The 23,512-nt window shown below is 72.2% G+C and carries 24 protein-coding genes and 1 pseudogene; 6 read left to right on the forward strand and 19 right to left on the reverse strand.

The annotated features are described in order from the left end of the window. Positions 1-3: 3 nt before the first annotated feature. The 8 genes and pseudogenes from R2B67_RS07055 to R2B67_RS07090 all read right to left on the reverse strand — a co-directional run bounded on the left by R2B67_RS07055 (position 4) and on the right by R2B67_RS07090 (position 6,809). Positions 4-420: an OB-fold nucleic acid binding domain-containing protein gene (locus R2B67_RS07055; protein ID WP_078533286.1), complete on the reverse strand. Its 417-nt coding sequence runs from the start codon at positions 418-420 to the stop codon at positions 4-6. 75 nt (positions 421-495) lie between these two features. After that, complete coding sequence (locus tag R2B67_RS07060) at positions 496-1,188, reverse strand: response regulator (RefSeq protein WP_317816939.1); 693 nt, start codon at positions 1,186-1,188, stop codon at positions 496-498. 97 nt (positions 1,189-1,285) lie between these two features. Further along, entirely contained in the window at positions 1,286-3,835 is a 2,550-nt protein-coding gene (locus tag R2B67_RS07065) for a sensor histidine kinase (protein ID WP_317816940.1), read from the reverse strand. Positions 3,836-4,018: 183 nt separating this feature from the next. After that, a pseudogene (locus tag R2B67_RS07070) lies at positions 4,019-4,339 on the reverse strand (potassium-transporting ATPase subunit C); the annotation flags it as partial. A gap of 119 nt (positions 4,340-4,458) precedes the next feature. After that, positions 4,459-4,548: a K(+)-transporting ATPase subunit F gene (gene kdpF / locus R2B67_RS07075; RefSeq protein ID WP_037701211.1), complete on the reverse strand. Its 90-nt coding sequence runs from the start codon at positions 4,546-4,548 to the stop codon at positions 4,459-4,461. A gap of 380 nt (positions 4,549-4,928) precedes the next feature. Further along, entirely contained in the window at positions 4,929-5,696 is a 768-nt protein-coding gene (locus R2B67_RS07080) for a DUF3710 domain-containing protein (RefSeq protein ID WP_018516256.1), read from the reverse strand. Position 5,697: 1 nt separating this feature from the next. Beyond that, positions 5,698-6,225 (reverse strand): dUTP diphosphatase, encoded by a 528-nt coding sequence (gene dut / locus R2B67_RS07085; RefSeq protein ID WP_018516257.1) that lies wholly within the window; start codon positions 6,223-6,225, stop codon positions 5,698-5,700. Next, a complete protein-coding gene (locus tag R2B67_RS07090; protein WP_317816941.1) occupies positions 6,225-6,809 on the reverse strand; it encodes a PaaI family thioesterase in 585 nt (194 codons plus the stop codon). Before R2B67_RS07090 ends, dut begins: the two co-directional genes overlap by 1 nt. Before the next feature lie 58 nt (positions 6,810-6,867). Here R2B67_RS07090 and R2B67_RS07095 point away from each other — a divergent pair, with 58 nt between their 5' ends. After that, the gene (locus tag R2B67_RS07095; RefSeq protein ID WP_018516259.1) at positions 6,868-7,326 is read left to right on the forward strand and encodes a DUF3093 domain-containing protein; all 459 of its coding nucleotides are present in this window, start codon (positions 6,868-6,870) and stop codon (positions 7,324-7,326) included. Positions 7,327-7,344: 18 nt separating this feature from the next. Here the strand turns inward: R2B67_RS07095 and R2B67_RS07100 are convergent, their stop codons facing one another. The 4 genes from R2B67_RS07100 to R2B67_RS07115 form a co-directional block, all read right to left on the reverse strand. Further along, positions 7,345-8,301, reverse strand: a complete 957-nt coding sequence (locus tag R2B67_RS07100) for a hypothetical protein (RefSeq protein ID WP_317816942.1) — start codon at positions 8,299-8,301, stop codon at positions 7,345-7,347. Positions 8,302-8,314: 13 nt separating this feature from the next. Then, positions 8,315-8,611 (reverse strand): DUF4193 domain-containing protein, encoded by a 297-nt coding sequence (locus R2B67_RS07105; protein WP_003965732.1) that lies wholly within the window; start codon positions 8,609-8,611, stop codon positions 8,315-8,317. A gap of 405 nt (positions 8,612-9,016) precedes the next feature. Then, the gene (locus R2B67_RS07110; protein ID WP_109979898.1) at positions 9,017-10,258 is read right to left on the reverse strand and encodes a sensor histidine kinase; all 1,242 of its coding nucleotides are present in this window, start codon (positions 10,256-10,258) and stop codon (positions 9,017-9,019) included. 5 nt (positions 10,259-10,263) lie between these two features. Then, complete coding sequence (locus R2B67_RS07115; RefSeq protein ID WP_018516262.1) at positions 10,264-10,917, reverse strand: response regulator transcription factor; 654 nt, start codon at positions 10,915-10,917, stop codon at positions 10,264-10,266. Positions 10,918-11,266: 349 nt separating this feature from the next. Here R2B67_RS07115 and R2B67_RS07120 point away from each other — a divergent pair, with 349 nt between their 5' ends. Beyond that, a complete protein-coding gene (locus tag R2B67_RS07120; RefSeq protein ID WP_015611953.1) occupies positions 11,267-11,440 on the forward strand; it encodes a hypothetical protein in 174 nt (57 codons plus the stop codon). A gap of 105 nt (positions 11,441-11,545) precedes the next feature. Here R2B67_RS07120 and R2B67_RS07125 read toward each other — a convergent pair whose 3' ends face one another. Together R2B67_RS07125 and R2B67_RS07130 are read right to left on the reverse strand one after the other, a co-directional pair. Then, entirely contained in the window at positions 11,546-12,346 is an 801-nt protein-coding gene (locus tag R2B67_RS07125; RefSeq protein WP_237328312.1) for an inositol monophosphatase family protein, read from the reverse strand. A gap of 31 nt (positions 12,347-12,377) precedes the next feature. After that, a complete protein-coding gene (locus R2B67_RS07130) occupies positions 12,378-13,505 on the reverse strand; it encodes a ferrochelatase (protein WP_317816957.1) in 1,128 nt (375 codons plus the stop codon). 196 nt (positions 13,506-13,701) lie between these two features. Here R2B67_RS07130 and R2B67_RS07135 point away from each other — a divergent pair, with 196 nt between their 5' ends. Together R2B67_RS07135 and R2B67_RS07140 are read left to right on the forward strand one after the other, a co-directional pair. Further along, positions 13,702-14,949, forward strand: coding sequence for an MFS transporter (locus R2B67_RS07135; RefSeq protein WP_317824792.1), 1,248 nt, complete (start codon positions 13,702-13,704; stop codon positions 14,947-14,949). Further along, on the forward strand, positions 14,906-16,228 hold the full coding sequence (locus R2B67_RS07140; RefSeq protein WP_317816959.1) for an FAD-linked oxidoreductase, L-gulonolactone oxidase family: 1,323 nt from the start codon (positions 14,906-14,908) through the stop codon (positions 16,226-16,228). Before R2B67_RS07135 ends, R2B67_RS07140 begins: the two co-directional genes overlap by 44 nt. Positions 16,229-16,302: 74 nt before the next feature. Here the strand turns inward: R2B67_RS07140 and R2B67_RS07145 are convergent, their stop codons facing one another. Continuing rightward, positions 16,303-17,517 (reverse strand): hypothetical protein, encoded by a 1,215-nt coding sequence (locus R2B67_RS07145; protein ID WP_317816960.1) that lies wholly within the window; start codon positions 17,515-17,517, stop codon positions 16,303-16,305. Between the two features lie 495 nt (positions 17,518-18,012). Between R2B67_RS07145 and sepH the strand changes: the two genes are divergently transcribed. Continuing rightward, positions 18,013-19,080, forward strand: a complete 1,068-nt coding sequence (gene sepH, locus R2B67_RS07150; RefSeq protein WP_317816961.1) for a septation protein SepH — start codon at positions 18,013-18,015, stop codon at positions 19,078-19,080. Positions 19,081-19,152: 72 nt separating this feature from the next. On the opposite strand, the gene R2B67_RS07155 is transcribed toward sepH, so the two are convergent. Next, positions 19,153-19,983, reverse strand: coding sequence for a sulfurtransferase (locus tag R2B67_RS07155; RefSeq protein ID WP_317816962.1), 831 nt, complete (start codon positions 19,981-19,983; stop codon positions 19,153-19,155). Positions 19,984-20,219: 236 nt separating this feature from the next. Here R2B67_RS07155 and R2B67_RS07160 point away from each other — a divergent pair, with 236 nt between their 5' ends. Further along, positions 20,220-20,996, forward strand: coding sequence for a VOC family protein (locus R2B67_RS07160; protein ID WP_026242266.1), 777 nt, complete (start codon positions 20,220-20,222; stop codon positions 20,994-20,996). Positions 20,997-21,002: 6 nt separating this feature from the next. Here R2B67_RS07160 and R2B67_RS07165 read toward each other — a convergent pair whose 3' ends face one another. From R2B67_RS07165 to R2B67_RS07175, 3 genes are read right to left on the reverse strand one after another with little or no spacing between them, the layout of a single operon-like run. Then, positions 21,003-21,656: a thymidine kinase gene (locus tag R2B67_RS07165; RefSeq protein ID WP_018516272.1), complete on the reverse strand. Its 654-nt coding sequence runs from the start codon at positions 21,654-21,656 to the stop codon at positions 21,003-21,005. A gap of 46 nt (positions 21,657-21,702) precedes the next feature. After that, a complete protein-coding gene (locus R2B67_RS07170) occupies positions 21,703-22,890 on the reverse strand; it encodes an alkaline phosphatase family protein (RefSeq protein ID WP_317816963.1) in 1,188 nt (395 codons plus the stop codon). After that, positions 22,890-23,486: a DUF5998 family protein gene (locus R2B67_RS07175; RefSeq protein WP_030571416.1), complete on the reverse strand. Its 597-nt coding sequence runs from the start codon at positions 23,484-23,486 to the stop codon at positions 22,890-22,892. Before R2B67_RS07175 ends, R2B67_RS07170 begins: the two co-directional genes overlap by 1 nt. Positions 23,487-23,512 lie beyond the last annotated feature (26 nt).

The following is a 23,512-nucleotide window of genomic DNA, read 5'->3' on the forward strand; positions in this document are numbered from 1 at the left end:
CGGCTACTCCTTGCCGAGCGGTCGGAGTTCGTATGTGGGGTTGAACAGCACCCGGCGCCCGTGACTCATGGCGACCCGGCCCGAGGCGATGATCCGGCGGCCGGGCTCTATGCCGACGATGGAGCGCCGGCCCAGCCAGACCACGTCCAGCGGCTCGGTGCCGTCGAAGAGCTCCGCCTCCAGGGCGGGCACTCCGGCACGGGGTCGGAGGGTGACGGTCCGCAACGTACCAGCCACCTTCACGATCTGGCGGTCGGAGCACTCGGATATCCGGGTGCATCCGGTGGCCTGGGTGTCCTCCCGCAGCTCCTGGGACTCCAGGTCCTCCTGGGAGCTGGAGAGCCGGTCGAGCATACGGCGGAAGCGCCCGGAAGGCCTCTCCGCCCTGCCGGCCTTCTCGTGTCGGGGAACAGCACTCATACCCGAAGGGTACCGGTCCCGCGGGCCGCGCACCGGGGCCTGGGTGGACCACTCGAAAGGGTGAGCCGGTGAGCGTCAGTCGCGCTCGAAGCGGTAGCCCATGCCCGGCTCGGTGACGAAGTGGCGGGGGTGCGAGGGGTCCGCCTCCAGCTTGCGGCGGAGCTGGGCCATGTAGACCCGCAGATAGTTGGTCTCGGTGCCGTAGGAGGGCCCCCAGACCTCCTGGAGGAGCTTTTTCTGGCTGACCAGGCGGCCGCCGTTGCGGACGAGGACCTCCAGGAGGTGCCACTCGGTGGGGGTGAGCCGTACGTCGCGGCCGGCGCGGTGCACCTTCTTGGCCGCCAGGTCGACGGTGAAGCCGGCCGTCTCCACGATCGCGAGGTCCTCGCCGATGTCCTGGCCGACCGGTTCCGAGCGGCGTACGGAGGCGCGCAGGCGGGCCAGCAGCTCGTCCATGCCGAACGGCTTGGTGACGTAGTCGTCGGCGCCCGCGTCCAGGGCCTCCACCTTCTCGTCGGAGGTGTGGCGCGCGGAGAGGACGAGGATCGGGACCCGGGTCCAGCCGCGCAGGCCCTTGATCACCTCGACCCCGTCCATGTCGGGCAGCCCGAGGTCCAGGAGCACGACGTCGGGGTGACGGGCGGCGGCGAGCTGGAGGGCGGTCGCCCCGTCGGGCGCGGCGTCGACCTCGTACTTGCGGGCCTTCAGGTTGATCACGAGGGCGCGTACGATCTGCGGCTCGTCGTCGACCACAAGCACCCGGGTCATCGCGGACCTGCCTTTCTGCGGGAGGGGCTGTACGGGTTTCTGCTGGAGGGGCTGTACAGGAAGGAGAGGGGGGCGGGCGTCACGCGCGGCGGGTCCGTCATGAGGTGGCCTCGGCCGGGAGCACCGTCCGGTCCTGGTCCGGCTCCCGGCCCGGTGCGGCCGTCAGCGTCAGGACCATGGTCAGCCCGCCGCCAGGCGTGTCCTCGGCGTCCAGGGTGCCGCCCATGGCCTCGGCGAAGCCCCGGGAGACCGCGAGGCCGAGGCCCACCCCGGCGCCGCGCGGGGCGTCACCGTACCGCTGGAAGGGTTCAAAGATCCGCTCCTTGGCCTCGTCGGGGACACCGCGTCCCCGGTCGACGACCCGGAGCTCGACGCGTTCGCCGTGCGCGCTGGCGGCCACCGCGATGGGCTCGCCGCCGGGGCTGTACTTGACGGCGTTCTCGACGACGTTGGCGACGACCCGCTCCAGCAGCCCCGGGTCGACGGCGACCATGGGCAGCGTCTCGGGGATGTCCAGATCGACGCTGCCCTCGGGGACCCCGCCGAGCGCCATGGGCACCACCTCGTCGAGGTCGATCTCGCGGATCAGCGGGGTCACGGTGCCGGTCTGGAGGCGGGACATGTCCAGCAGGTTGCCCACCAGGTGGTCGAGCCGGTCGGCGCCGTCCTCGATGCCTTCGAGGAGCTCCGCCTCGTCCTCCGGCGACCAGGCCACGTCGTCGGAGCGCAGCGAGCTGACGGCTGCCTTGATCCCGGCGAGCGGGGTGCGCAGGTCGTGGCTGACGGCGGCGAGCAGCGCGGTCCTGATCCGGTTGCCCTCGGCGAGCCTGCGGGCCCGGTCGGCCTCCGAGACCAGGCGCCGGCGGTCCACGACCACGGCCGCCTGGGCGGCGAAGGCGCCGAGCACCCGGCGGTCCTCGGCGGGCAGCACCCGGCCGGAGAGCGCGAGCGCCATGTTGTCGCCGACCGGCATGTCCACGTCCGCGTCGTCGGGCCGGGCGACCGGGGCGGGCCCGACGGATCCGGCGCAGGTCCACGGGTCGACGTCGCTGGCCCGCTCCAGCAGGGCCACGGACTCCATCGCGAAGGTCTCGCGGACCCGCTCCAGCAGCGCGTCCAGCGCGGTCTCGCCACGCAGCACGCTGCCCGCCAGGAAGGAGAGGATCTCCGACTCGGCACGCAGCCGGGCGGCCTGGTGGGTACGGCGGGCCGCCAGGTCCACCACCGAGGAGACCGCCACCGCCACCGCGAAGAAGATCACGATGGCGACGAAGTTCTCCGGGTCCTGGACGGTCAGGGTGTGGGTCGGCGGGGTGAACCAGTAGTTCAGGAGCAGGGTGCCGACGGCGGCGGAGGCGAGGGCGGGCCGCAATCCGCCGAGCAGGGCCGCGGCGACGGTCAGGAAGAGGAACAGCAGGACGTCGTTGGCGAGGCCGGGGCCGTTCTCCAGGCTGAGCAGCAGCAGCGACAGCAGCACCGGGCCGGCGACGCCGACCAGCCAGCCCGAGACGATCCGGGCCCGCCCGAGCCGGGCCCCGCGCGCGATGGGCAGACCGCGCCCCTTGGCGACCTCTTCGTGGGTGACGATGTGGACGTCCAGGTCGGGCCCGGACTCCCGGGCGACGGTGGCGCCGACCCCGGGGCCGTAGATGTACTGCCAGGTCTTGCGGCGGCTGGAGCCCAGCACGATCTGGGTGGCGTTGACCCCGCGGGCGAACTCCAGGAGGGCGGCGGGGACGTCGTCGCCGATGACGTGGTGGAACGTTCCGCCGACGTCCTCGACGAGGGTGCGCTGGACGGCGAGCTCCTTGGGCGACGCGGAGGTCAGTCCGTCGCTGCGCGCGATGTAGACGGCGAGGATCTCGCTGCCGGAGCCCTTGGCGGCCATCCGGGAGGCGCGGCGGATGAGCGTGCGGCCCTCGGGCCCGCCGGTGAGGCCGACGACGATGCGTTCGCGGGCCTGCCAGGTGGTGCGGATGTTGTGCTCGCCCCGGTACTGCTGGAGGTACTCGTCGACCCGGTCGGCGGTCCACAGGAGGGCCAGCTCGCGCAGGGCGGTCAGGTTGCCGGGGCGGAAGTAGTTCGAGAGGGCGGCGTCCATCTTGTCGGGCTGGTAGATGTTGCCGTGCGCCATCCGGCGGCGCAGCGCCTGGGGCGACATGTCGACCAGCTCGATCTGGTCGGCCCGGCGCACCACCTCGTCCGGGACGGTCTCCTGCTGGCGTACGCCGGTGATCGACTCCACCACGTCGCCCAGGGACTCCAGGTGCTGGATGTTGACCGTGGATATGACGTCGATCCCGGCCTTGAGCAGCTCCTCGACGTCCTGCCAGCGCTTGGCGTTGCGGGAGCCGGGCACGTTGGTGTGGGCCAGTTCGTCCACCAGGGCCACGGCGGGGGCGCGCTCCAGGACGGCGTCGACGTCCATCTCGGTGAAGACGGCGGAGCGGTAGTCGATCTCGGAACGCGGGATCTGTTCCAGGCCGTGCAGCATCACCTCGGTACGCGGCCGGTCGTGGTGCTCCACGAGGGCCACCACGCAGTCGGTGCCGCGCTCGACCCTGCGGTGGGCCTCGGCCAGCATCGCGTACGTCTTGCCGACGCCCGGTGCCGCGCCGAGGTAGATCCGGAGTGTGCCGCGTCCCATGGCCCCATTGTCTTCTTCCTGCGGCCGTCCGTGCCGGTGGCCGGTGGCGCCGGGTGCGGCTGCCGCTCACGACGCTACTCCGCCAATCTGCGGCTCCGGCACCTGGGAGCGCAGGTGGGGGCCGTATTGACGTAATTCTGATGCGGACCTGCCCGGCTCCGGCAGGTCCGCGTCACAGGCCGCTCAGCGCGCGTCCGTGAGCCCTTGGAGGGCGATGTCGATCCGCAGGACGTTCACCCGGGGCTCCCCGACGAGGCGGACCCGGTGGCCCGGTACGGAGTTGTCGGCGACGACGGCCTCCTTGGCCGCCTTCATCCGGCCGATCAGCTCCTCGTTGTCGCCGGACGGGTTGGAGGCGCCGGAGACGAGGAGGTCGTACCGGGTGTTGACGCTGTTGGTGGCGAGCCCGGCGGAGGGGCGGGGCTGGAACCACCGGAGGTCGGGTGCGGGCGCCTCGCCGCCCTTCCGTGCCGGGAGGTCGTAGCGCCGGCCGCTGAGCTCCGAGCAGCCGGGCGGTGGTGCAGGCGTAGGTGTGGGTCATGGCGGATCAGCCGATTCCGGGGATGAGGGAGATGAGCAGGCCGAGGAGTTCGATGCCGGCGAGGACGGGGTTCATCTAGGGCTCAGAACCTCTCCGGATACAGCAGGGCGAGGACGAGATAGCCCAGCAGGGCGACGGCCACGATCAGGCCGACGATGTTCTCGGCGGTCACAGCTTGGCGACCGCTCGTGCGATGACGGCCACCAGTGCGAAGACCGCGATCGTGGTGGCGACGAAGGCCGCATCGGCCATCGTGTGCTCCTGGGGAGGTTCGGTTTCTCGGACCCCCTGAGCAAACCGCCGGAAACGGCTCCCACCAGCGGCGTTGACAGTCTCCTTACGGCAGCGGCCCGGCTCTTGACATCCCTCGTACGTGCCCGATACGCGCCCCGTACGCGACCTCGGCCGGCGGACCGGACCGGGCCGGACCGGACCGGACCGGGCCGGACCGGACCGGACCGGGCCGGACCGGGAGACGCGGAAAGGCCGGTGGGCCGCACCCCGGGAAGGGGTGCGGCCCACCGGCCGCAGTGCTGTGGTGACGTACTACCGCTAGCGGACCTCGGTGATCTCCGGTCCGCGCTGGAGCTGGCCCATGCCGCCGGAGAACTTCGAGCCCTCCTGCTCCTCCTGCTGGACGCCCTCGGGCACCATCTGGGCGTCGTTGGGGAGCTTCAGGACGATCGGGTCGCGAGGGGCCATCGGGCCCTCTCCGCGGACCACCACGGTGTCCCGGAAGATCGTCTCCAGCAGGCCCGCGGCCTCCGGCTGGACCGCGCCCTGGCCGGAGATGACCCCGCGCAGGAACCAGCGGGGGCCGTCGACGCCGACGAAGCGCACCAGCTGCACACCGTTGGTGCCGTCCGGGAGCTGTACGGGGACCTGCGCACGCAGCTCCCAGCCCAGCGGGCCCTCGACCTCGTCGATGATGCCGCCCTGCTGGGTGATGCCGGAGGCGATCTCCTCGCGGACCTCGCCCCAGATGCCCTGCCGCTTGGGGGCCGCGAAGGCCTGCAGCTGGACCGCGCTGTCGCGGAGCACGACGGTGGCGGCGACGATCGCGTCCCCGGCCACCTCGACCCTCAGCTCCATGCCCTCGACACCGGGCACGAAGATGCCGCCCAGGTCGACCCGGCCCTCGCCGGGCTGGGAGACCTCGGAGAGGTCCCAGGGTCCGTCGGGCCGGGGGGCCGGCGGAAGGTTCGACCGCCGGGCGCCTTCGGCGGCCCCGTCGGTGCCCTCGTCGGCGACCTGCTCGGTCTCGCGCACCTCGTCCGCCGCGTCCTCGGCGGAACCACTCTTCTTGCGACGTCCGAACACGTCACTGTCCTTCCCGGTCGGATACGACCGAAGCGTAGCTGTTCCCACCGTGGGTGATCCCGCCCTCGGCGACGTCCACCGACGCGTGGCCGCCGGTGGACCCGAAGCCCCCTTCGGCCCGCGCCGAGCCGGGAAGTTCCGCCACCTCGTGGAAGCGCACCTTCTCGACCTGCTGGACAACCAACTGGGCAATCCGGTCGAACCGTTCGAATCGCACGCTCTCGCGCGGATCGAGGTTGACCACAATCACCTTGATCTCCCCACGGTACCCGGCATCAACCGTCCCTGGGGCATTCACGAGGGCCACTCCGCAGCGGGCAGCGAGGCCGGAGCGAGGGTGCACGAAGGCGGCGTACCCGTCGGGCAGGGCGATCGAGACCCCGGTGGGCAGCACCACGCGCTCGCCGGGGGCGAGTTCGGCGGCCTCGGTGGTCACCAGGTCGGCCCCGGCGTCCCCCGGGTGTCCATACGCTGGAATCGGCACTTCCGGGTCGAGCAGGCGGATCAGTACGTCGACGGGGCTGCGCATCAGGGGTTCACCTCGAAGGCTCGGGCACGCTTGACCTGGTCCGGGTCGGCCATGGCCGCCTGGATCTCGGCGGGCCGCCCGTTCTCGATGAAGTGGTCCACCTTGACCTCGATGAACAGGGCGTCGGCCCGCACTGCGACGGGGCCCTCGGGGCCGCCGATCCGGCCGGTGGCCGTGGAGTAGATCTTCCGGCCGTGCACGGCGGTGATGCGGGCGTCGAGGTGCAGCACGGTGTCCACCGGGACGGGGCGCACGAAGTCGGTCTCCAGCCGTCCGGTCACCGCGATCGTGCGCAGCAGCCAGTTCAGCGAGCCGAGCGTCTCGTCCAGCGCCGTGGCGAGCACGCCGCCGTGGGCGAGGCCGGGGGCGCCCTGGTGGGCGGGCCTGACGGTGAACTCGGCGGTCACGCTCACGCCCTCGCCGGCCCGCGCCGCCAGGTGCAGGCCGTGCGGCTGGCCCTCGCCGCAGCCGAAACAGTGCTCGTAGTGCGCGCCGAGGAGTTCCCCGGGGGCGGGGGCGTCAGGGTGCCGGACCGGGCCGACGGCGTCGGCCGGGGGTGTCAGAGCTGCTGATGTTCCACTCACAGGCGCAGACCTTACCCGCGCGGCGGTGCGCCGGTCCCGCCGTGCCAAGCTTGGCCCCATGCAGCCTTCCGCACCGCCCTTCGACGAACGTCTCACCGCTCCCCGTTCCTGGTGGTTCATCGCCTTCGGGATCGGTGTCGCCTGTGCGCTGATGCTTCTGCCGCTCGGGGCCCTGCCGATGCTCGCCGGGCTGGTCGGCGGCACGGCGGCGGCCGCGGCCGCGGTGAGCAGTTACGGCTCCGCCCGGATCCGGGTGGTGGCCGGGGCGCTGGTGGCGGGTGACGCCCGCATTCCGCTCTCGGCGCTCGGGGAGCCCGAGGTGCTGGACGCCGAGGAGGCGTACGCCTGGCGCACGCACAAGGCGGACGCGCGCGCGTTCATGCTGCTGCGCAGCTATGTGGGGACGGCGGTGCGGGTGGAGGTCACGGATCCGGAGGACCCGACTCCGTACGTCTTCCTCTCCACCCGGGACCCGAAGGGCCTGGCGGCGGCGCTGACGGCGGTTCCGGCGGCCTGAGAGCCGTACGGAAGCCGGTCAGGCGCCCTCGATCTCCTTGGGCAGCACCACCGGTACGGCGGGCCGCTCCAGCGGGGGCAGCTCGGCGAGCCGGTCCCAGGGGATCTGCTGCTTGCGCAGGTCGTTCCTGATCCGGTCGGCGAGCTTGCGGGTGTCGCGGCGGTTCATCGTGGCGCCGACGGCGGCGCCGATCATGAACGGGATCAGGTTGGGCAGATTGCGGGCCATGCGCTTGGTGATCTGCTGGCGCAGCTCGCGCTTCATCTGGCCGCCCAGGGCCGCGTTGAGCGTGGTGGGCCGGGTCACGTCGATGCCGCGCTCCTCGGTCCACGACGTCAGATACGCGGTGGAGCGCTGGGCGAGGTTGCCCGGCGGGCGGAGGCCGTAGACCTCGTGGAGCTCGGCGACGAGCTTCATCTCGACCGCGGCGACGCCGGTGACCTCGGCCGCCAGCTCGGCGAGCATGGCGGGCGGTACGGGCAGCATGGCGGCCGCTCCGATGCCCGCGCCGACGGTGGCGCTGGCCCGGCTCGCGCCCGCCACCAGCTTGTCGGCGAGCTCCTCGGGCCCCAGCCCGGGGAACTGCTTGCGCAGGGTGGCGAGATCGCGCACCGGGACGCGGGGAGCTGTTTCGATGATCCGGTCGGCCAGCTGGCCGGCCAGGACACGGACGCTCTCCCCGCCCTTGCGCACCCCCCGTTTCACTGCGTGCAGGCGGCCTGCCCCGGTCGTGGGCTCCGCCTGGTCACTCTCTCCGCTCCGATCCGGCAGGTCTGCCGCCCCCGCCACTTCGAGCGAGGCCGAACGGCCCCGCTCGTCGTCGGACGTACCGGAAACACCGGAGGGGTCCGGCAGGGCGGCGGACCGCTCGGCAGACGGGCTGACGCCTGCTGCCGGGCCTGTGCCGCCCTGATTCGCCTCCGGTCCGTGCCGGCGCCAGGGGCGCCGCTTCCGGAACGGTGTGTCGCCTGCCACGGCCGACCCGACCTCAGTCGCAGTCGCGGCAGATGGGCTGACCGTTCTTCTCGCGGGCCAGCTGGCTGCGGTGGTGCACCAGGAAGCAGCTCATGCAGGTGAACTCATCGGCCTGCTTGGGCAGGACCCGGACGGCCAGCTCCTCGTTGGAGAGGTCCGCGCCGGGCAGCTCGAGGCCTTCGGCAGCGTCGAATTCGTCGACGTCGACGGCGGATGCCGTCTTGTCGCTCCGACGAGCCTTGAGCTCTTCGAGGCTGTCCTGGTCCACGTCGTCGTCGGTCTTGCGTGGGGTGTCGTAATCCGTTGCCATGTCGCTCTCCCCCTCTTGGGTGTCTGCGGGTGTCTCAGCGCACGTAACGCGTGAGAGGCCGGACTTGTGCCCGACCTGAGGCGGAGATTTTGCCTCACATCAAGGTCTGTTACTCAATCGACACCCAACCGGCCGCCTCGGCGAGGCTCGGCTTGGGTGGCGATGGGGACCGTACACGGTCCCGACTGTGCAGTTCACAGGCGCCACCCCGTGTACTTCCCGTGATAACCCCCTCCGAAAACCCGGACGATTACCGGCTTTCCGAACGACGCGCGATCACGGAGAGTGGATGACCCGAAAACGGGCCCTGTGATCGATCACACACGACTCGCCCGGGAACGGGTCCTGAAAATTCCGCCCAAAGCGAACATGAAGATTCGGTGCAGAGTCACACCGTGCAGCCTCTCAGACCGGCAGGGTGACGCGCATCACGAGACCGCCGCCTTCGCGGGGCTCCGCGATGATACGGCCTCCGTGGGCCCGCGCGACGGACCGCGCGATCGACAGGCCGAGTCCGACCCCCTTGTCGCTGCCCGTCCGCTCCGTACGCAGCCGCCGGAAGGGCTCGAAGAGGTTGTCGATCTCGTACGCCGGCACCACGGGGCCGGTGTTCGAGACGACGAGCAGGGCCTGGCCGGGCTGGAGGGAGGTGTCGACCTCCACCCAGCCGTCCTCGGCCACGTTGTAGCGCACGGCGTTCTGTACGAGGTTCAGCGCGATCCGCTCCAGCAGGACCCCGTTGCCCTGCACGACGGCGGCCGACCGCTCACCGCGGATCTCCACCTTCCGTGCCACCGCCTCCGCCCTGGCCTGGTCGATGGCACGGTCGGCGACCTCGGCGAGGTCGACCGGTTTGCGCTCCACGATCTGGTTGTCGCTGCGGGCCAGCAGCAGCAGCCCCTCGACCAGCTGCTCACTGCGTTCGTTGGTGGCCAGCAGCGTCTTCCCGAGCTGCTGGAGCTCCGGTGGTGCCTCCGGATCGGAGAGATGGACCTCCAGCAGCGTGCGGTTGATCGCCAGCGGGGTGCGCAGCTCGTGCGAGGCGTTGCCGACGAACCGCTGCTGCGCGGTGAACGCCCGCTCCAGCCGGTCCAGCATGTCGTCGAAGGTGTCCGCGAGCTCCTTGAGCTCGTCGTCCGGGCCGTCCAGCTCGATCCGCCGGGTGAGGTCCGTGCCCGCCACCCGGCGCGCGGTCCGGGTGATCCGGCCGAGCGGGGACAGGACGCGCCCGGCCATGGCGTACCCGAAGGCGAAGGCGATCACGCTGAGGCCGACCAGGGCGAGGAGCGCCCGGTTCAGCAGGCTGTCCAGCGCGTGCTGCCGCTGGGCCGCCGTGCAGGCCTTGATGGTCTCGTTCAGCTGGTCGTTGTTGGTCGCGGCACCGAGCTGCGGGCAGGTGTCACTGGCGATCAGCACGTTGTTGCCGCCGACCTTGAACTCCAGGCTCCCCGCGTCGTGGAGGGCCTGCGCGGCCAGCATGTAGATGATCGAGAGCAGCAGGATGCCCGCGATCAGGAACATCCCGCCGTACAGCAGCGTGAGCCGTATCCGGATGGTCGGGCGCAGCCAGGGGTACGGGGGCTCCTGCTGCTTGGGCTCCCAGGTGGGCTTGGGGGGCGCCGTGGGGGGCGGCGGGGTGGCGGCCATGGTCCTCAGATCCGGTATCCGGAGCCCGGCACGGTGACGATGACGGGCGGTTCGCCGAGCTTGCGGCGGAGCGTCATGACCGTGACCCGCACCACGTTGGTGAAGGGGTCGGTGTTCTCGTCCCAGGCCTTCTCCAGCAGCTGCTCCGCCGAGACGACGGCGCCCTCGCTGCGCATCAGGACCTCCAGCACCGCGAACTCCTTCGGGGCGAGCTGGATCTCCACCTCGTCCCGGAAGACCTCGCGCCGGTTCGGGTCGAGCTTGATGCCGGCCCGCTCCAGGACGGGCGGCAGCGCCACCGTCGTACGGCGGCCCAGCGCGCGGACCCGGGCGGTCAGCTCGCTGAAGGCGAAGGGCTTGGGCAGATAGTCGTCGGCGCCCAGCTCCAGGCCCTCGACGCGGTCGCTGACATCACCGGAGGCGGTGAGCATGAGCACCCGGGTGGGCATGCCGAGCTCGACGATCTTGCGGCAGACGTCGTCGCCGTGCACCAGCGGAAGGTCCCGGTCCAGCACGACGACGTCGTAGTCGTTGACCCCGATGCGCTCCAGAGCCGCGGCACCGTCGTAGACGACGTCGACGGCCATGGCCTCCCGGCGCAGTCCGGTGGCCACCGCATCGGCGAGCAGCTGCTCGTCCTCGACGACGAGTACGCGCACAGCGCAGTCCTTCCCTAGGTCCTTCTACGGATTCACACAGCGAACGGCCCCCGAGGGAGGCCGACTGTGTGCGTCCATCCTGCCCGCAACGCGTATAAACCGGCGGTAAGACGGCGCTGGGGCGCCCGGGCCCGGGGAAGGGCGCGGAATTACCGGTCAGTTGAGGTTTCTCTGAGACTGCGGGTGGGGATGAGGGGTTCACACCCGCGATCACGCCCCGGCCCGTGGCATTCCACGGCCCCGTCTCCGTTCCCCGGAGAGCGGCGAGATCACCCGCTCCTCCGGCTCCCCGGCCTGAGGTATTCCGGGCACACCCCCGTGCCACCGACCCACGATGAGGGGGCGCATCATGGACGCTTTCACCGCAGGTCTGCTGCAACGCATCAAGAGCACCGAGTCCGACCTCACGCGGGCTCGCGAGGACGGCGACGACTTCCTGGCGGATGTCGAGCAGGGCGAGCTGGACGACCTGCACCGCCTCGCGGCCGAGCACGGCGTGGAAATCGGCGCCACAAGCGTCTGAGCCGTACGACAGAGGGCCCCGGATGCCGGCAACGGCACCGGGGCCCTCTGCTGTGCCGTGCGGCCCTCACAGCTCCCACCAGGGCGTTCGGGCCGGGCGGAGCTGTCAGTCGTGCCAGGCGCCCAGCTCGTCGAGTGCGGCCTGGAGCGGCTCGAAGACGCCCGGGGTGGCGGCCACCGTCAGGTCGCCGTCGGCCGGAAGCCCGGGGCGGCCGCCGGTCAGCGCGCCCGCCTCCCGGGCGATGAGGTCGCCCGCGGCCAGGTCCCAGGGGTGCAGTCCGCGCTCGTAGAAGCCGTCCAGCCGGCCCGCCGCCACATCGCAGAGGTCGACGGCCGCGGAGCCGCTGCGCCGGATGTCCCGCAGCCTGGGGATCAGCTGCTGGGCGACGTCCGCCTGGTGGGCGCGGACGTGGGCGACGTAGTTGAAGCCGGTCGAGACGAGGGCCTGGTCCAGCGGCGGGGCGGGGCGGCAGCGCAGGGCGTTGCCGTTCGCGTACGCACCGCCGCCCAGGACCGCCTGGTAGGTCTCCCGGCGCATCGGGGCCTCGACGACGCCCACGACCCGCTCGCCGTCGCGTTCGGCGGCGATGGAGACCGCCCAGGTCGGCAGGGAGTACAGGTAGTTCACGGTGCCGTCGAGCGGGTCGATGACCCAGCGGATGCCGGTGGAGCCCGGGGAGCTGGCCCCCTCCTCGCCGAGGAAGCCGTCGTCGGGGCGGAAGTCGGAGAGGTAGCCGGTGATCAGCTTCTCCGCGGCGATGTCCATCTCGGTGACGACGTCGATGGGGCTGGACTTGGTCGCGGCCACCCCCAGGTCGGCGGGGCGGCCGTCGCGCAGCAGGGCTCCGGCGCGGCGTGCGGCCTCCAGGGCGAGGTCGAGCAGTTCGGTCAGGGCGGGGTCGGTCACGGTGCTCCCAGAGGTGGTCGGTGCGTACGGGCTACGCGTACGGGCTGTCGGCGCCCGCCGCCGCACGCTTGGGGGCCCTGGCCGGGCAGCAGCCGACCGGACAGAGGTCGTGGGACGGGCCGAGGGAGCCCAGCGCGCAGGGCTTCACCTCGCGCCCCCGCTCATGCGCCGCGCGCTCCAGGAGCAGGTCCCGTACGGCGGCGGCGAAGCGCGGGTCGTCGCCCACCGTCGCGGACCGGCGGACCGGCAGCCCGAGCTCGGCGGCCTTCGCGGTGGCCTCGGTGTCGAGGTCGTACAGGACCTCCATGTGGTCCGAGACGAAGCCGATGGGCGCCATCACGACCGCGGGGACGCCCGCGCCGTGCAGGGTCTCCAGGTGGTCGCAGATGTCGGGCTCCAGCCACGGGATGTGCGGGGCGCCGCTGCGGGACTGGTAGACGAGCTGCCAGGGGTGCTCGGTGCCGGTCTCCTCGCGCACCGCCTCGACGATCAGCCGGGCCACGTCCAGGTGCTCCGCGACATACGCGCCGCCCTCGCCGTGCGCCTCCATGGGCCCCGAGGCGTCGGCGGCGGAGGTCGGGATGGAGTGCGTGGTGAAGGCGAGGTGGGCGCCCGCGCGGACGTCCTCGGGCAGATCGGCGAGGGAGGCCAGCACCCCGTCCACCATGGGCTCCACGAAGCCGGGGTGGTTGAAGTAGTGGCGCAGCTTGTCCACGCGCGGCACATCGAGGCCCTCCGCCTCCAGGGCCGCCAGCGACTCGGCGAGGTTCTCGCGGTACTGACGGCAGCCCGAGTACGAGGCGTACGCACTGGTGGCGAGGACGGCGATCCGGCGGTGCCCGTCGGCGGTCATCTCGCGCAGGGTGTCGGTCAGGTACGGCGCCCAGTTCCGGTTGCCCCAGTAGACCGGCAGGTCCACGCCGTGGTCGGCGAAGTCCTTGCGCAGGGCGTCCAGCAGCGCGCGGTTCTGGGCGTTGATCGGGCTGACCCCGCCGAAGAGGAAGTAGTGCTGCCCGACCTCCTTGAGCCGTTCCTCGGGGATGCCCCGGCCGCGGGTCACGTTCGCCAGGAACGGAACCACATCGTCCGGGCCCTCGGGACCGCCGAAGGAGAGCAGCAGCAGGGCGTCGTAAGGAGCGGGATCGCGCAGATCGGACATGACATCGATCCTGCCACCCGCCGCCGACAGCGCGGCAACCGACATCCGACGGTCCGTCGGCAAGAGCCGGAAACCGTGGCGGCCGCACGCCCGCTCCGCGCCCCCGGACGCTCCGAAATCCGGTGTCCGGCTCCCCCCGCCCGGCCGTAAGCTGTATCAGCCCCCTACACGCATGACAGGCACCACCGGAGTCCCCTTGCCCAGCCCCTACCGCGCCATCTTCGCCGCCCCCGGCTCCAAGGGGTTCTCCGCCGCAGGATTCTTCGGCCGCATGCCGCTGTCCATGATGGGCATCGGCGTCGTGACCATGATCTCCCAGCTCACCGGCCGTTACGGACTGGCCGGGGCGCTCACCGCGACCCTCGCGATGGCGGCCGCCGTCTTCGGTCCGCAGGTCTCGCGCCTGGTCGACCGGTACGGGCAGCGTCGGGTGCTGCGCCCCTTCACGCTGGTCGCGGTGGCGGCGGTGGCGGGGCTGCTGATCTGTGCCCAGCAGGGGGCGCCGGACTGGACGCTGTTCGTCTTCGCGGCGGGCGCGGGCTGTGTGCCGAGCGTGGGGTCGATGGTGCGGGCCCGCTGGGCGGCGCTCTACCGGGGTTCGAGCCGTGAGCTGCACACGGCGTACTCCTGGGAGTCGATCGTCGACGAGGTGTGCTTCATCTTCGGCCCGATCATCTCGATCGGGCTCTCCACCGCGTGGTTCCCCGAGGCAGGTCCGCTGATCGCCGCCGCGTTCCTCCTCGTCGGCGTCTTCTGGCTGACCGCCCAGCGCGCCACCGAGCCGATCCCGCACCCGAAGTCGCTCCACACCGGCGGCTCGGCGCTGCGCTCCCCCGGCCTCCAGGTCCTGGTGATCACCTTCGTGGCGACGGGCGCGATCTTCGGGGCCGTCGACGTGGTGACCGTGGCCTTCGCCGAGGAGCGCGGCCACAAGGCCGCGGCCTCCCTCGTGCTGGCCGTCTACGCGCTCGGTTCCTGCCTCGCGGGGGCCGTCTTCGGGCTGCTCCACCTGAAGGGGAAGCCCGCGGCCAGGTGGCTGGTGGGGGTCTGCGCGATGGCCGTGAGTATGATCCCCCTCCAACTGGCCGGGAACCTTACGTTGCTGGCCGTGGCGCTCTTTGTCGCGGGCCTCGCCATCGCACCGACGATGGTCACCACCATGGCCCTCGTCGAAGCGCACGTACCGCGCACCAAGCTGACCGAGGGCATGACCTGGACCAGTACCGGGCTCGCGGTCGGAGTGGCGCTCGGCTCCTCGGCCGCCGGCTGGGTGGTCGACGCCGCCGGGGCGAAGTCGGGGTACGCGGTGCCCGTCGCGGCGGGAGCGCTCGCGGCGGCGGTGGCGTTCCTGGGGTATCGCCGGCTGGCGAAGCCGGCTCCTACCGGAGGGCGCGGGGAAGATGACCGACACCTACGCACGGACGACGACGAACGCGTGGCGTAACTGGGCGGGGACCGTCACCGCCCGGCCCGCCAGGACCGAGTCCCCCGCGTCCGTGGACGAGCTGGTGGACGTGGTGCGCCGGGCGCACGCGGACGGCCTCACGGTGAAGCCGGTCGGCACCGGCCACTCCTTCACGGCCACCGCCGCCACCGACGGCGTGCTGATACGCCCGGACCTGCTCACCGGCATCCGGGACATCGACCGGACGACGATGACCGTCACCGTGGAGGCGGGCACTCCGCTCAAGCGCCTCAACACCGCGCTCGCCCGTGAGGGGCTCTCGCTCACGAACATGGGCGACATCATGGAGCAGACGATCGCCGGGGCGACCTCCACCGGGACGCACGGCACCGGCCGGGAGTCGGCGTCGATATCCGCCCAGATCCGCGCCCTGGAGCTGGTCACCGCCGACGGCACCGTGCTGGTCTGCTCGGCCGAGGAGAACCCGGAGATCTTCGCCGCGGCCCGGGTCGGCCTCGGCGCTCTCGGCGTGATCACCGCCGTCACGCTCGCCGTCGAGCCGGTCTTCCTGCTGACCGCCCGTGAGGAGCCGATGACCTTCGACCGGGTCACGGCCGACTTCGACCAGCTGGTCGCCGAGAACGAGCACTTCGAGTTCTACTGGTTCCCGCACACCGGCAACTGCAACACCAAGCGCAACAACCGCAGCGCGGGCCCGGCCGCCCCGCCCTCCAGGGTGAGCAGCTGGATCGACGACGAGCTGCTCTCCAACGGCATCTTCCAGGTGGCCTGTTCGGTCGGCAGGGCGATCCCGCCCGCCATCCCCTCGATCGCCAAGCTCTCCAGCCGCGCCCTCTCGGCCCGGACCTACACCGACATCCCGTACAAGGTGTTCACCAGCCCGCGCCGGGTGAAGTTCGTGGAGATGGAGTACGCGGTTCCGCGCGAGCAGGCCGTGGCGGCGCTGCGGGAGCTGAAGGCGATGGTCGAGCGCTCCCCGCTGAAGATCAGCTTCCCGGTGGAGGTGCGCACCGCGCCCGCCGACGACATGGCCCTCTCGACGGCCTCGGGCCGCGACAGCGCGTACATCGCCGTCCACCTCTACAAGGGCACGCCCCACCGCTCGTACTTCACGGCGGTCGAGCGGATCATGACCGCGCACTCCGGCCGACCGCACTGGGGCAAGATCCACACCCGGGACGCGGCCTATCTGGCGGAGGTCTACCCGCGCTTCGGCGAGTTCACCGCCGTACGCGACCGGCTCGACCCGGACCGGATGTTCGGCAACGACTACCTGCGGCGCGTCCTCGGCGACTGACCTCCCGCAACGCCTCGGCCCCCTTGATGCGTCAAGGGGGCCGAGGCGTTCTTCCTGCGGTACGCGGTACGTCGTCACTCGCCGCCGGTGCCGTCGGCCGGCGGGGCCTGCTCGCCCTGGCCGGCAACGCCACCGGTGCCCGGGGCGGTCGTCGGGTCGGGGGCGCCGGTCACGCCGCCGTCGGGGGCGGACGGGGTGGGCGTCGGCGCGGGCGTGGTCTGCCCGTCGCCGGAGCCGGAGGGCGTCGGCGTGGGGGTGGATCCGGTGTCCGGCTTCTCGCCGCCCGTTCCCGTACCGGGGTCCGGGCTCTTGCTGTTGCCGTCGCCCGGGTCGGTGGCGGGGGCGGAACCGGTGCCGGTGCCGTCCTCGTCGCCGTCGCCCGGGGCCGTGCTCTGCTCGCCTCCCCCGTCCTGGCCGGTGTCCCCGGAGGGCGCCGGGTCGGCCGGACCGGAGTCGCGGTCGCCGCCACCGCCGCGTACGACGGAGCCGAGGGTGGTCCCCTTGCCGCCGCTGAGGTCGTTGCCCGAGAACACCTCGAAGGCGGTGATCCCGGCCATGGACACGGCGAAGACCGCGGCGGCCGCGAGCGCGGGGCGCTTCCAGCCGCGCAGCCGGGTGCCGTGGGTGGTGCCTTCGGTGAACGCGTCGTCAGGGGACGCGTCACCCGTAGCGGCCTGCGGCAGCAACTGCGTACGGTCCGGGTCGGATCCGGCACCCGTTCCCGGGCCGGATCCGGCGCCGGGCACCGCCCGGAGCATCCGGGTGCGCGCGTCGCCGAGGTCCAGCAGCTGTGTCCGGTCGGTGTCGGCCACTTGCTTCAGCAGCTGTGTCCGGTCGGTGTCGGGGACCGGCGTCAGCAGCTGTGTGCTCTCCCCCTCCGCCAGCACCTCCGGCACCGCGCCCGGGTCGACCGTGGGCAGCACCGTGGTGGCGTCGTCCGCCGCAGTCGGCGTCGGCTCCGGTTGCGGCCGCCGCTCGGCGGCTCTGTGCGCCGCGGGCGTCGTCTCCTTGGTGTGCACCGTCACCTGGCGGCCCTCCGGGTGGGTCACCTGGACCGTCACCTCGCGGATCTGCTCGCCGGTGCGGCGGAAGAAGTGCTGGAAGACGGAGCCGCCGCAGGTCGCGACGACGCTCATCACGCCGGCCCCGGCGATGGTGCCGTACACGCCCAGCTGCGAGGCCGCCACGGCTGCCGCGACGGCCGCCACGGCACTTCCGGCGACCTGCGGCAGACTCAGATCTATGCGCCTTTCCTTGGGTTCTGTGTCACTTTCCGGCTTCTGAACCATTACCAGCCCCTGCTTGACATCTCTCCCACCATGCAACAGGAAGGGACAAATGAGCGAAGTGGATAGTTCCGTTTCCGGCGATTGTGTGAAGCACAACACGCATCAGGGGCATTTCGCGGAGAACCGGGTAACCCAACTCCCGCACCCCCCGAGAAGTTCGGCGGCGCGCCGGTCCACCCAAGTGGCCCGAATGGAGTACCGTACGAGCCCTGGGGCGGACTCCCACACCGGAATCCGCAGCTACGGGAGGGCGCCGGCAGCGGCACTCGAACCGGGCAGCGCCAAGGCATGGCACGGGTGCTTGCTGCACAGAGCGACCAAATCGGTCACTTTGGGACGCAAGAGACAACCGTGCCATGGCGGCGTTCCAGGGCGAGCGCCCGACACGCCGGGCAACTTGGCAAGGTTGTGGCAGGCTGCACCCGGGCAGGTCACACTCGACTAGCGGAAGCAGCGACGCACGTGACGTCGGCAGGCACCACCCGGGAGGTCCCCATGCCCGAACTGCGTGTCGTGGCCGTCTCCAACGACGGCACACGACTGGTGCTCAAGGCTGCCGACAGCACGGAATACACGCTTCCGATCGATGAGCGGCTCCGTGCCGCCGTGCGCAACGACCGCGCCCGGCTCGGCCAGATCGAGATCGAGGTGGAGAGCCACCTCCGCCCCCGCGACATCCAGGCCCGCATACGGGCCGGTGCCTCCGCGGAGGAGGTCGCCCAGTTCGCCGGTATCCCGGTCGACCGTGTGCGCCGTTTCGAGGGCCCCGTGCTCGCGGAGCGCGCCTTCATGGCCGAGCGGGCCCGGAAGACTCCCGTGCGCCGTCCCGGCGAGAACACCGGCCCCCAGCTCGGCGAGGCGGTGCAGGAGCGGCTGCTGCTGCGCGGCGCCGACAAGGAGACCGTGCAGTGGGACTCCTGGCGCCGTGACGACGGCACCTGGGAGGTCCTGCTCGTCTACCGGGTCGCGGGCGAACCGCACTCGGCCAGCTGGACCTACGACCCGCCGCGCAGGCTGGTCCAGGCCGTCGACGACGAGGCGCGCTCCCTGATCGGTGAGAGCGACGGCGCGGCGCCCGAGCCGAGCTTCCCGTTCGTGCCCCGGATCGCCCGGCTGCCGCGCGACCGGCCGCTGGACCGCGCTCTCGACCGGCAGATCGAGCGGCACGTCGAGCGGCCCGCACCGGCTTCCGAGCCGGAGGACTACGTGAGCAGCGCGTCGGCCGGTGAGCGTGACTCGCTGACCAGCCTGCTGGAGGCGGTGCCGAGCTTCCGCGGTGACATGGTCGTCCCGGAGCGGCCCACGCAGCCCGAGCCGCCCGCGCTCGAACCCGCGGTGGAGGAGAGCGAGGCGGACGAGCCGCCCGCCGCGGCGGCCGCGGCCGGTGCCGGTGCGGCGTACGCGGACGTGCTGATGCCCCGGGCGGTGGCCGGTCACCGCGACCGGCTGACCGGGACGACGGACCGTCAGGCCGAGGCGGACGGGGTCCGGCCGGGCCGCCGGGCCGCCGTGCCGAGCTGGGACGAGATCGTGTTCGGCACCCGCCGCAAGAAGCAGGACTGACCGGGAGTGCCGGTCGGCAGGAGAGGGGCCCGTACGCCATGGCGTACGGGCCCCTCTCCGTCGTCACGCCTATCAGGCCGGCTCGGAGCCGGTGGCGACCGGGCGGGCGGGGTCGGCGGACCACGCGGACCAGGAGCCGGGGTAGAGCGCGGCGCGGATTCCGGCGATCTCCAGGGCGAGCACCTCGTGGGCGCCGGAGACCCCCGATCCGCAGTACACGCCGACGGCCTCGTCGCTCTTCCCCGCCCCGAGTGCGGTGAACCGCTCGGTGAGCCGCTCGGCCGGAAGGTAACGCCCGTCCTCGGCGACGTTCGCCGTGGTCGGCGCGGAGACCGCGCCGGGGATGTGGCCGCCGACACGGTCGATCGGCTCCACATCGCCCCGGTAGCGCTCGGCCGCCCGTGCGTCCAGCAGCAGCCCCGTACGGGCGAGGGCGGCCGCCGCGTCCGCGTCCAGGGTCGGCAGGGCACCCGGCTTCGGCCGGAAATCGCCCTCGGCGGGGTCCGGGATCCCGGTGGAGAGGTCACCGGTCCACGCGGCGAGCCCGCCGTCCAGGACCCGTACGTCCGCGTGCCCCGTCCAGCGCAGCAGCCACCAGGCACGCGCGGCGGCCCAGCCCTGCCCGCCGTCGTAGACCACGACCGGGGTGTCCTGGCCGACCCCGGCCCGGCGCATCACGGCACCGAAGGCCTCCGGGTCCGGGAGGGGATGGCGGCCGCCGCTGCCCGCCGGTCCGGCCAGCTCCGTATCGAGGTCGACGAAGACGGCGCCGGGCAGATGGCCGGCCTCGTAGTCGGGGCGGCCGTGCGGACCACCCAACTGCCAGCGGACGTCCAGGAGCACCGGGGGCCGCGGTCCCGCCGACTCGCTCGCGTATTCGGATGCGGTGATGATGGGCTTCATGGGTGCCATCCTCGCGCAGAGGCCGTGGCACCCGTACCAGCGCGTGGGCGGACATACCGCACCAAAGCGGTCTTCGCCCGTCGAGAACCCGGAGAACGCGGCGCGGCCGGGGCCGCACCGGCGCCGGGTGGTGCGAGCATCTGCACGGGGTGTGCGACCCGCGTCCTGACCCGGGACGGCCGCATGCGCCCGGTTCCCCCGTCCGGCCACACAACGGTCCGAGGAGAGACAAGACGATGACCGAGGCTGCTGCCCGGCGCACGCCCGGAACACCTTGCTGGGTGAGTCTGATCGTGCACGGCCTGAACGCGACCCAGGAGTTCTACGGAGCCCTGTTCGGCTGGGAGTTCCGGCCGGGCCCCGACCAGCTGGGCCCTTACGTCCGCGGGCTGCTCGACGGGAAGGAGGTCGCTGGCATCGGCCAGCTGCCGCCCGACCGGCACCTCCCGATCGCCTGGACCACCTACCTGGCGACGGACGACGCGGGCCGGACGGCCGAGGTGATCCGCTCCTGCGGCGGCACGGTCGCGGTCGGCCCGCTCGACGCGGGCGAGGCGGGACGGCTCGTCATCGCCTCCGACCCGGGCGGGGCGGTGTTCGGCGCATGGCAGGGCTCGGAGCACATCGGGACCATGACGGCGGGCGTCCCCGGCACCCCCGTCTGGAACGAGCTGGTGACCCGGGAGACCTCGATGGTCGCGAAGTTCTACCAGACGGTGTTCGGTTACGAGACCGAGGCGGTGGTCTCCGCCGACTTCGACTACCAGACCCTGCACCTGGGCGGCCGCCCGGTCGCCGCCCTGCACGGCGTCGGCCAGTCGCTGCCGCGCGACCGGGGCCCGCACTGGATGACGTACTTCGAGGTCGCCGACGTCGACGAGTCCGCCGCTCGGGTGGTGGAGCTGGGCGGCCACATCCTCCAGCCGCCGCGCGAGGGGGCGAGCGGCAGGCTGGCGACGGTGGCCGATCCGGAGGGCGCGGCCTTCACGATCGTACGGTCGTCCGAAGGCTGAACCCGGTCAGTTCTCGGCGGCGACCGGCAGTACGTCCGGGGAGAGGGTGCCGGCGCGGGCCGTCTCCGCGGTGAGCCTGCGGCGGTGGTGGCGCCGGCACAGCACCTCGTAACCGACCTCGCCCGCCTGCCGGTTGACGTCCCCGACGACGACCTGGGCGCCCTCGACGACCATTTCGCCGTCCACCGTACGGGCGTTGTGCGTGGCGCGGGCGCCGCACCAGCAGAGCGCCTCGACCTGGAGGGCCTCTATCCGGTCGGCCAGTTCGATCAGCCGCTGGGAGCCGGGGAAGAGCTTGGTGCGGAAGTCCGTGGTGATGCCGAACGCGAAGACGTCCAGGCCCAGATCGTCGACGACCCGGGCCAACTGGTCGATCTGGACCGGGGCGAGGAACTGCGCCTCGTCCACGATGACGTAGTCCACCTTGCCGCCGCGGCTGACCCGGTCGACGATGTGCGCGTAGACGTCCATGCCCTCGTCCGCCTCGACGGCGTCCGTCACCAGGCCGAGGCGGGAGGAGAGCTTGCCCTGGCCCGCCCGGTCGTCACGGGTGAAGATCACGCCCTGGAGGCCGCGCGCGGAGCGGTTGTGACCGATCTGCAGGGCCAGCGTGCTCTTTCCGCAGTCCATGGTTCCGGAGAAGAACACCAGCTCGGGCATGAGGGGTCGAGCACCTTTCACAGCAAGGGAGGAGGAAAAAACGCGGTTACGAGCGTACTTCGAGCAGCGGGACGAGCTGTTCGACGGGGGTCAGGGAGCCGTGCATGCCGACCATCGCCGACTCGTGCGGCTCGTTGACCGACGCCGTGATGACGACGTCGTCGTGGGCGGCGGCGACCACATCGCCGATCCGGCCGTACACCCGCTCGTCGATCACCGGCCCGAACCAGCCCGCCGCGATCGCCTCGTCCCGGCTCGCCACCCAGAACTGCTCGCCGAGCACCTCGCGCCAGACGGCCAGGACGTCACCCTGGGCGCCGGGCACCGCGTAGACATGGCGGGCACGGCCCTCGCCGCCGAGCAGGGCGACGCCGGCGCGCAGCTCCCAGTCCTCGTCGAAGTCGATCCGGGACTGTTCGTCGAACGGGATGTCGATCATGCCGTGGTCGGCGGTGATGTAGAGCGCGGAGCGCGGCGGGAGCTGCTCGGCGAGGCGCTGGGCGAGCCCGTCGACGTACATCAACTGGCCGCGCCAGGCGTCGGAGTCGACGCCGAAGCGGTGGCCCTTGCCGTCGACCTCGCTGTAGTACGTGTAGACGAGCGAGCGGTCACCGGCGGCCAGGCGCTGGGCGGCGACGTCCATCCGGTCCTCGCCGGAGAGCCGGCCGAGGAACGAGCCTCCGCTGAGCGCGACCTTGGTGAGCGGGGTCTGCTCGAAGTCCGGGGATGAGACCTGCGCGGTGTGCACGCCCGCCGCGTCGGCCAGCTTGAAGACCGTGGGGTAGGGCTGCCAGACCTTCGGCGCGGTGAACGGCTTCCAGCGGAGCTGGTTCATCAGCGCGCCGGTCTCCGGGTTGCGCACGGTGTAGCCGGGCAGGCCGTGCGCGCCGGGCGGCAGCCCCGTACCGACCGAGGCGAGCGAGGTCGCGGTGGTGGAGGGGAAGCCGGCGGTGACGGGGCGGCCGGTGTTGCCGAGCGAGGTGGGGAGCAGGGAGTGCAGGAAGGGCGCCTCGTCGGGGTGGGCCTTGATCTGCTCCCAGCCGAGGCCGTCGATCAGGAAGACGCAGTTGCGGTCGGCGGGCGCCAGCTCGGGGATGGTGGCGGTGAGGCCCTCCACCCCCTGCCCGGCGGCGAGCGTCGGCAGCAGGTCGGCGAGCGAGCCGCTGCCGTACGCGGGAACAGGGGCGGTGTCGAGCGCGAGCGGGACCGGGTCCTGCCAGGCGGGCTGGGCCATCACCGGCCGGTCGCCGCGGTGGCGGCCGTGGCCTCGGAGAGCGACTGGGCGAAGGCGAGGGTCTGGCGGACGGCGTCGGGGCCGTCCCCGGCCTCGCTGACGCGCAGGCTCAGGTCGTCGGCGGTGGAGCTGCCGGTGTAGCCGTGGTCGGCCTCGCAGTTGGCGTCGCCGCAGGCGGCGGGCTCCAGGTCGATCCGGGAGACGGCGCCCCAGCCGATGGTGAGGACGACCTCGCGGGGCAGCGTGCCCGCGACGTACTTCTCCGGGTTGGCCACCACCCGGCTGACCACGACGGAGGAGATCCGGTCGAGCTTGACCGACTCCGTGGAGGTGGTGGCGTACGGCGTCGGGGAGCTGGTGTCGGCGGCCTGCTCGTCGGTGTGGCTGACGATGAACCGGTTCCCGGTCAGGACGAGGACCGTGGCATGACGGCGGACCTCGTTGGAGTCGAACGTGGTCTCCTGGTGGACCAGGTACGAGGCGACCGGCTCTCCGCCGACGGCGGCCTCGACCGCCTCGGCCACGAGGGCCGGGTAGTAGCCGCTGCGCTCGATCGCCGCGCGCAGCCCCTGGGTCGTCGTACCGGTCTTTGCCATGTGCACCATCCTACGGGGGGCCGGTG

This window comes from Streptomyces cyaneofuscatus, assembly GCF_033109485.1.
Classification (GTDB): Bacteria; Actinomycetota; Actinomycetes; order Streptomycetales; family Streptomycetaceae; genus Streptomyces; species Streptomyces cyaneofuscatus.

Bases quoted from the DNA above. Each gene is read 5' to 3' on its own strand.
- R2B67_RS07165 (WP_018516272.1), bottom strand. From the start codon at position 21,656: ATGCCCGAGCTGGTGTTCTTCTCCGGAACCATGGACTGCGGAAAGAGC.
- R2B67_RS07145 (WP_317816960.1), bottom strand. From the start codon at position 17,517: ATGGTTCAGAAGCCGGAAAGTGACACAGAACCCAAGGAAAGGCGCATA.
- R2B67_RS07095 (WP_018516259.1), top strand. From the start codon at position 6,868: ATGCAGCCTTCCGCACCGCCCTTCGACGAACGTCTCACCGCTCCCCGT.
- R2B67_RS07055 (WP_078533286.1), bottom strand. From the start codon at position 420: ATGAGTGCTGTTCCCCGACACGAGAAGGCCGGCAGGGCGGAGAGGCCT.
- R2B67_RS07140 (WP_317816959.1), top strand. From the start codon at position 14,906: ATGACCGACACCTACGCACGGACGACGACGAACGCGTGGCGTAACTGG.
- R2B67_RS07175 (WP_030571416.1), bottom strand. From the start codon at position 23,486: ATGGCAAAGACCGGTACGACGACCCAGGGGCTGCGCGCGGCGATCGAG.
- R2B67_RS07060 (WP_317816939.1), bottom strand. From the start codon at position 1,188: ATGACCCGGGTGCTTGTGGTCGACGACGAGCCGCAGATCGTACGCGCC.
- R2B67_RS07170 (WP_317816963.1), bottom strand. From the start codon at position 22,890: ATGGCCCAGCCCGCCTGGCAGGACCCGGTCCCGCTCGCGCTCGACACC.
- R2B67_RS07120 (WP_015611953.1), top strand. From the start codon at position 11,267: ATGGACGCTTTCACCGCAGGTCTGCTGCAACGCATCAAGAGCACCGAG.
- sepH (WP_317816961.1), top strand. From the start codon at position 18,013: ATGCCCGAACTGCGTGTCGTGGCCGTCTCCAACGACGGCACACGACTG.
- R2B67_RS07155 (WP_317816962.1), bottom strand. From the start codon at position 19,983: ATGAAGCCCATCATCACCGCATCCGAATACGCGAGCGAGTCGGCGGGA.
- dut (WP_018516257.1), bottom strand. From the start codon at position 6,225: ATGCGCAGCCCCGTCGACGTACTGATCCGCCTGCTCGACCCGGAAGTG.
- R2B67_RS07130 (WP_317816957.1), bottom strand. From the start codon at position 13,505: ATGTCCGATCTGCGCGATCCCGCTCCTTACGACGCCCTGCTGCTGCTC.
- R2B67_RS07110 (WP_109979898.1), bottom strand. From the start codon at position 10,258: ATGGCCGCCACCCCGCCGCCCCCCACGGCGCCCCCCAAGCCCACCTGG.
- R2B67_RS07160 (WP_026242266.1), top strand. From the start codon at position 20,220: ATGACCGAGGCTGCTGCCCGGCGCACGCCCGGAACACCTTGCTGGGTG.
- R2B67_RS07065 (WP_317816940.1), bottom strand. From the start codon at position 3,835: ATGGGACGCGGCACACTCCGGATCTACCTCGGCGCGGCACCGGGCGTC.
- R2B67_RS07105 (WP_003965732.1), bottom strand. From the start codon at position 8,611: ATGGCAACGGATTACGACACCCCACGCAAGACCGACGACGACGTGGAC.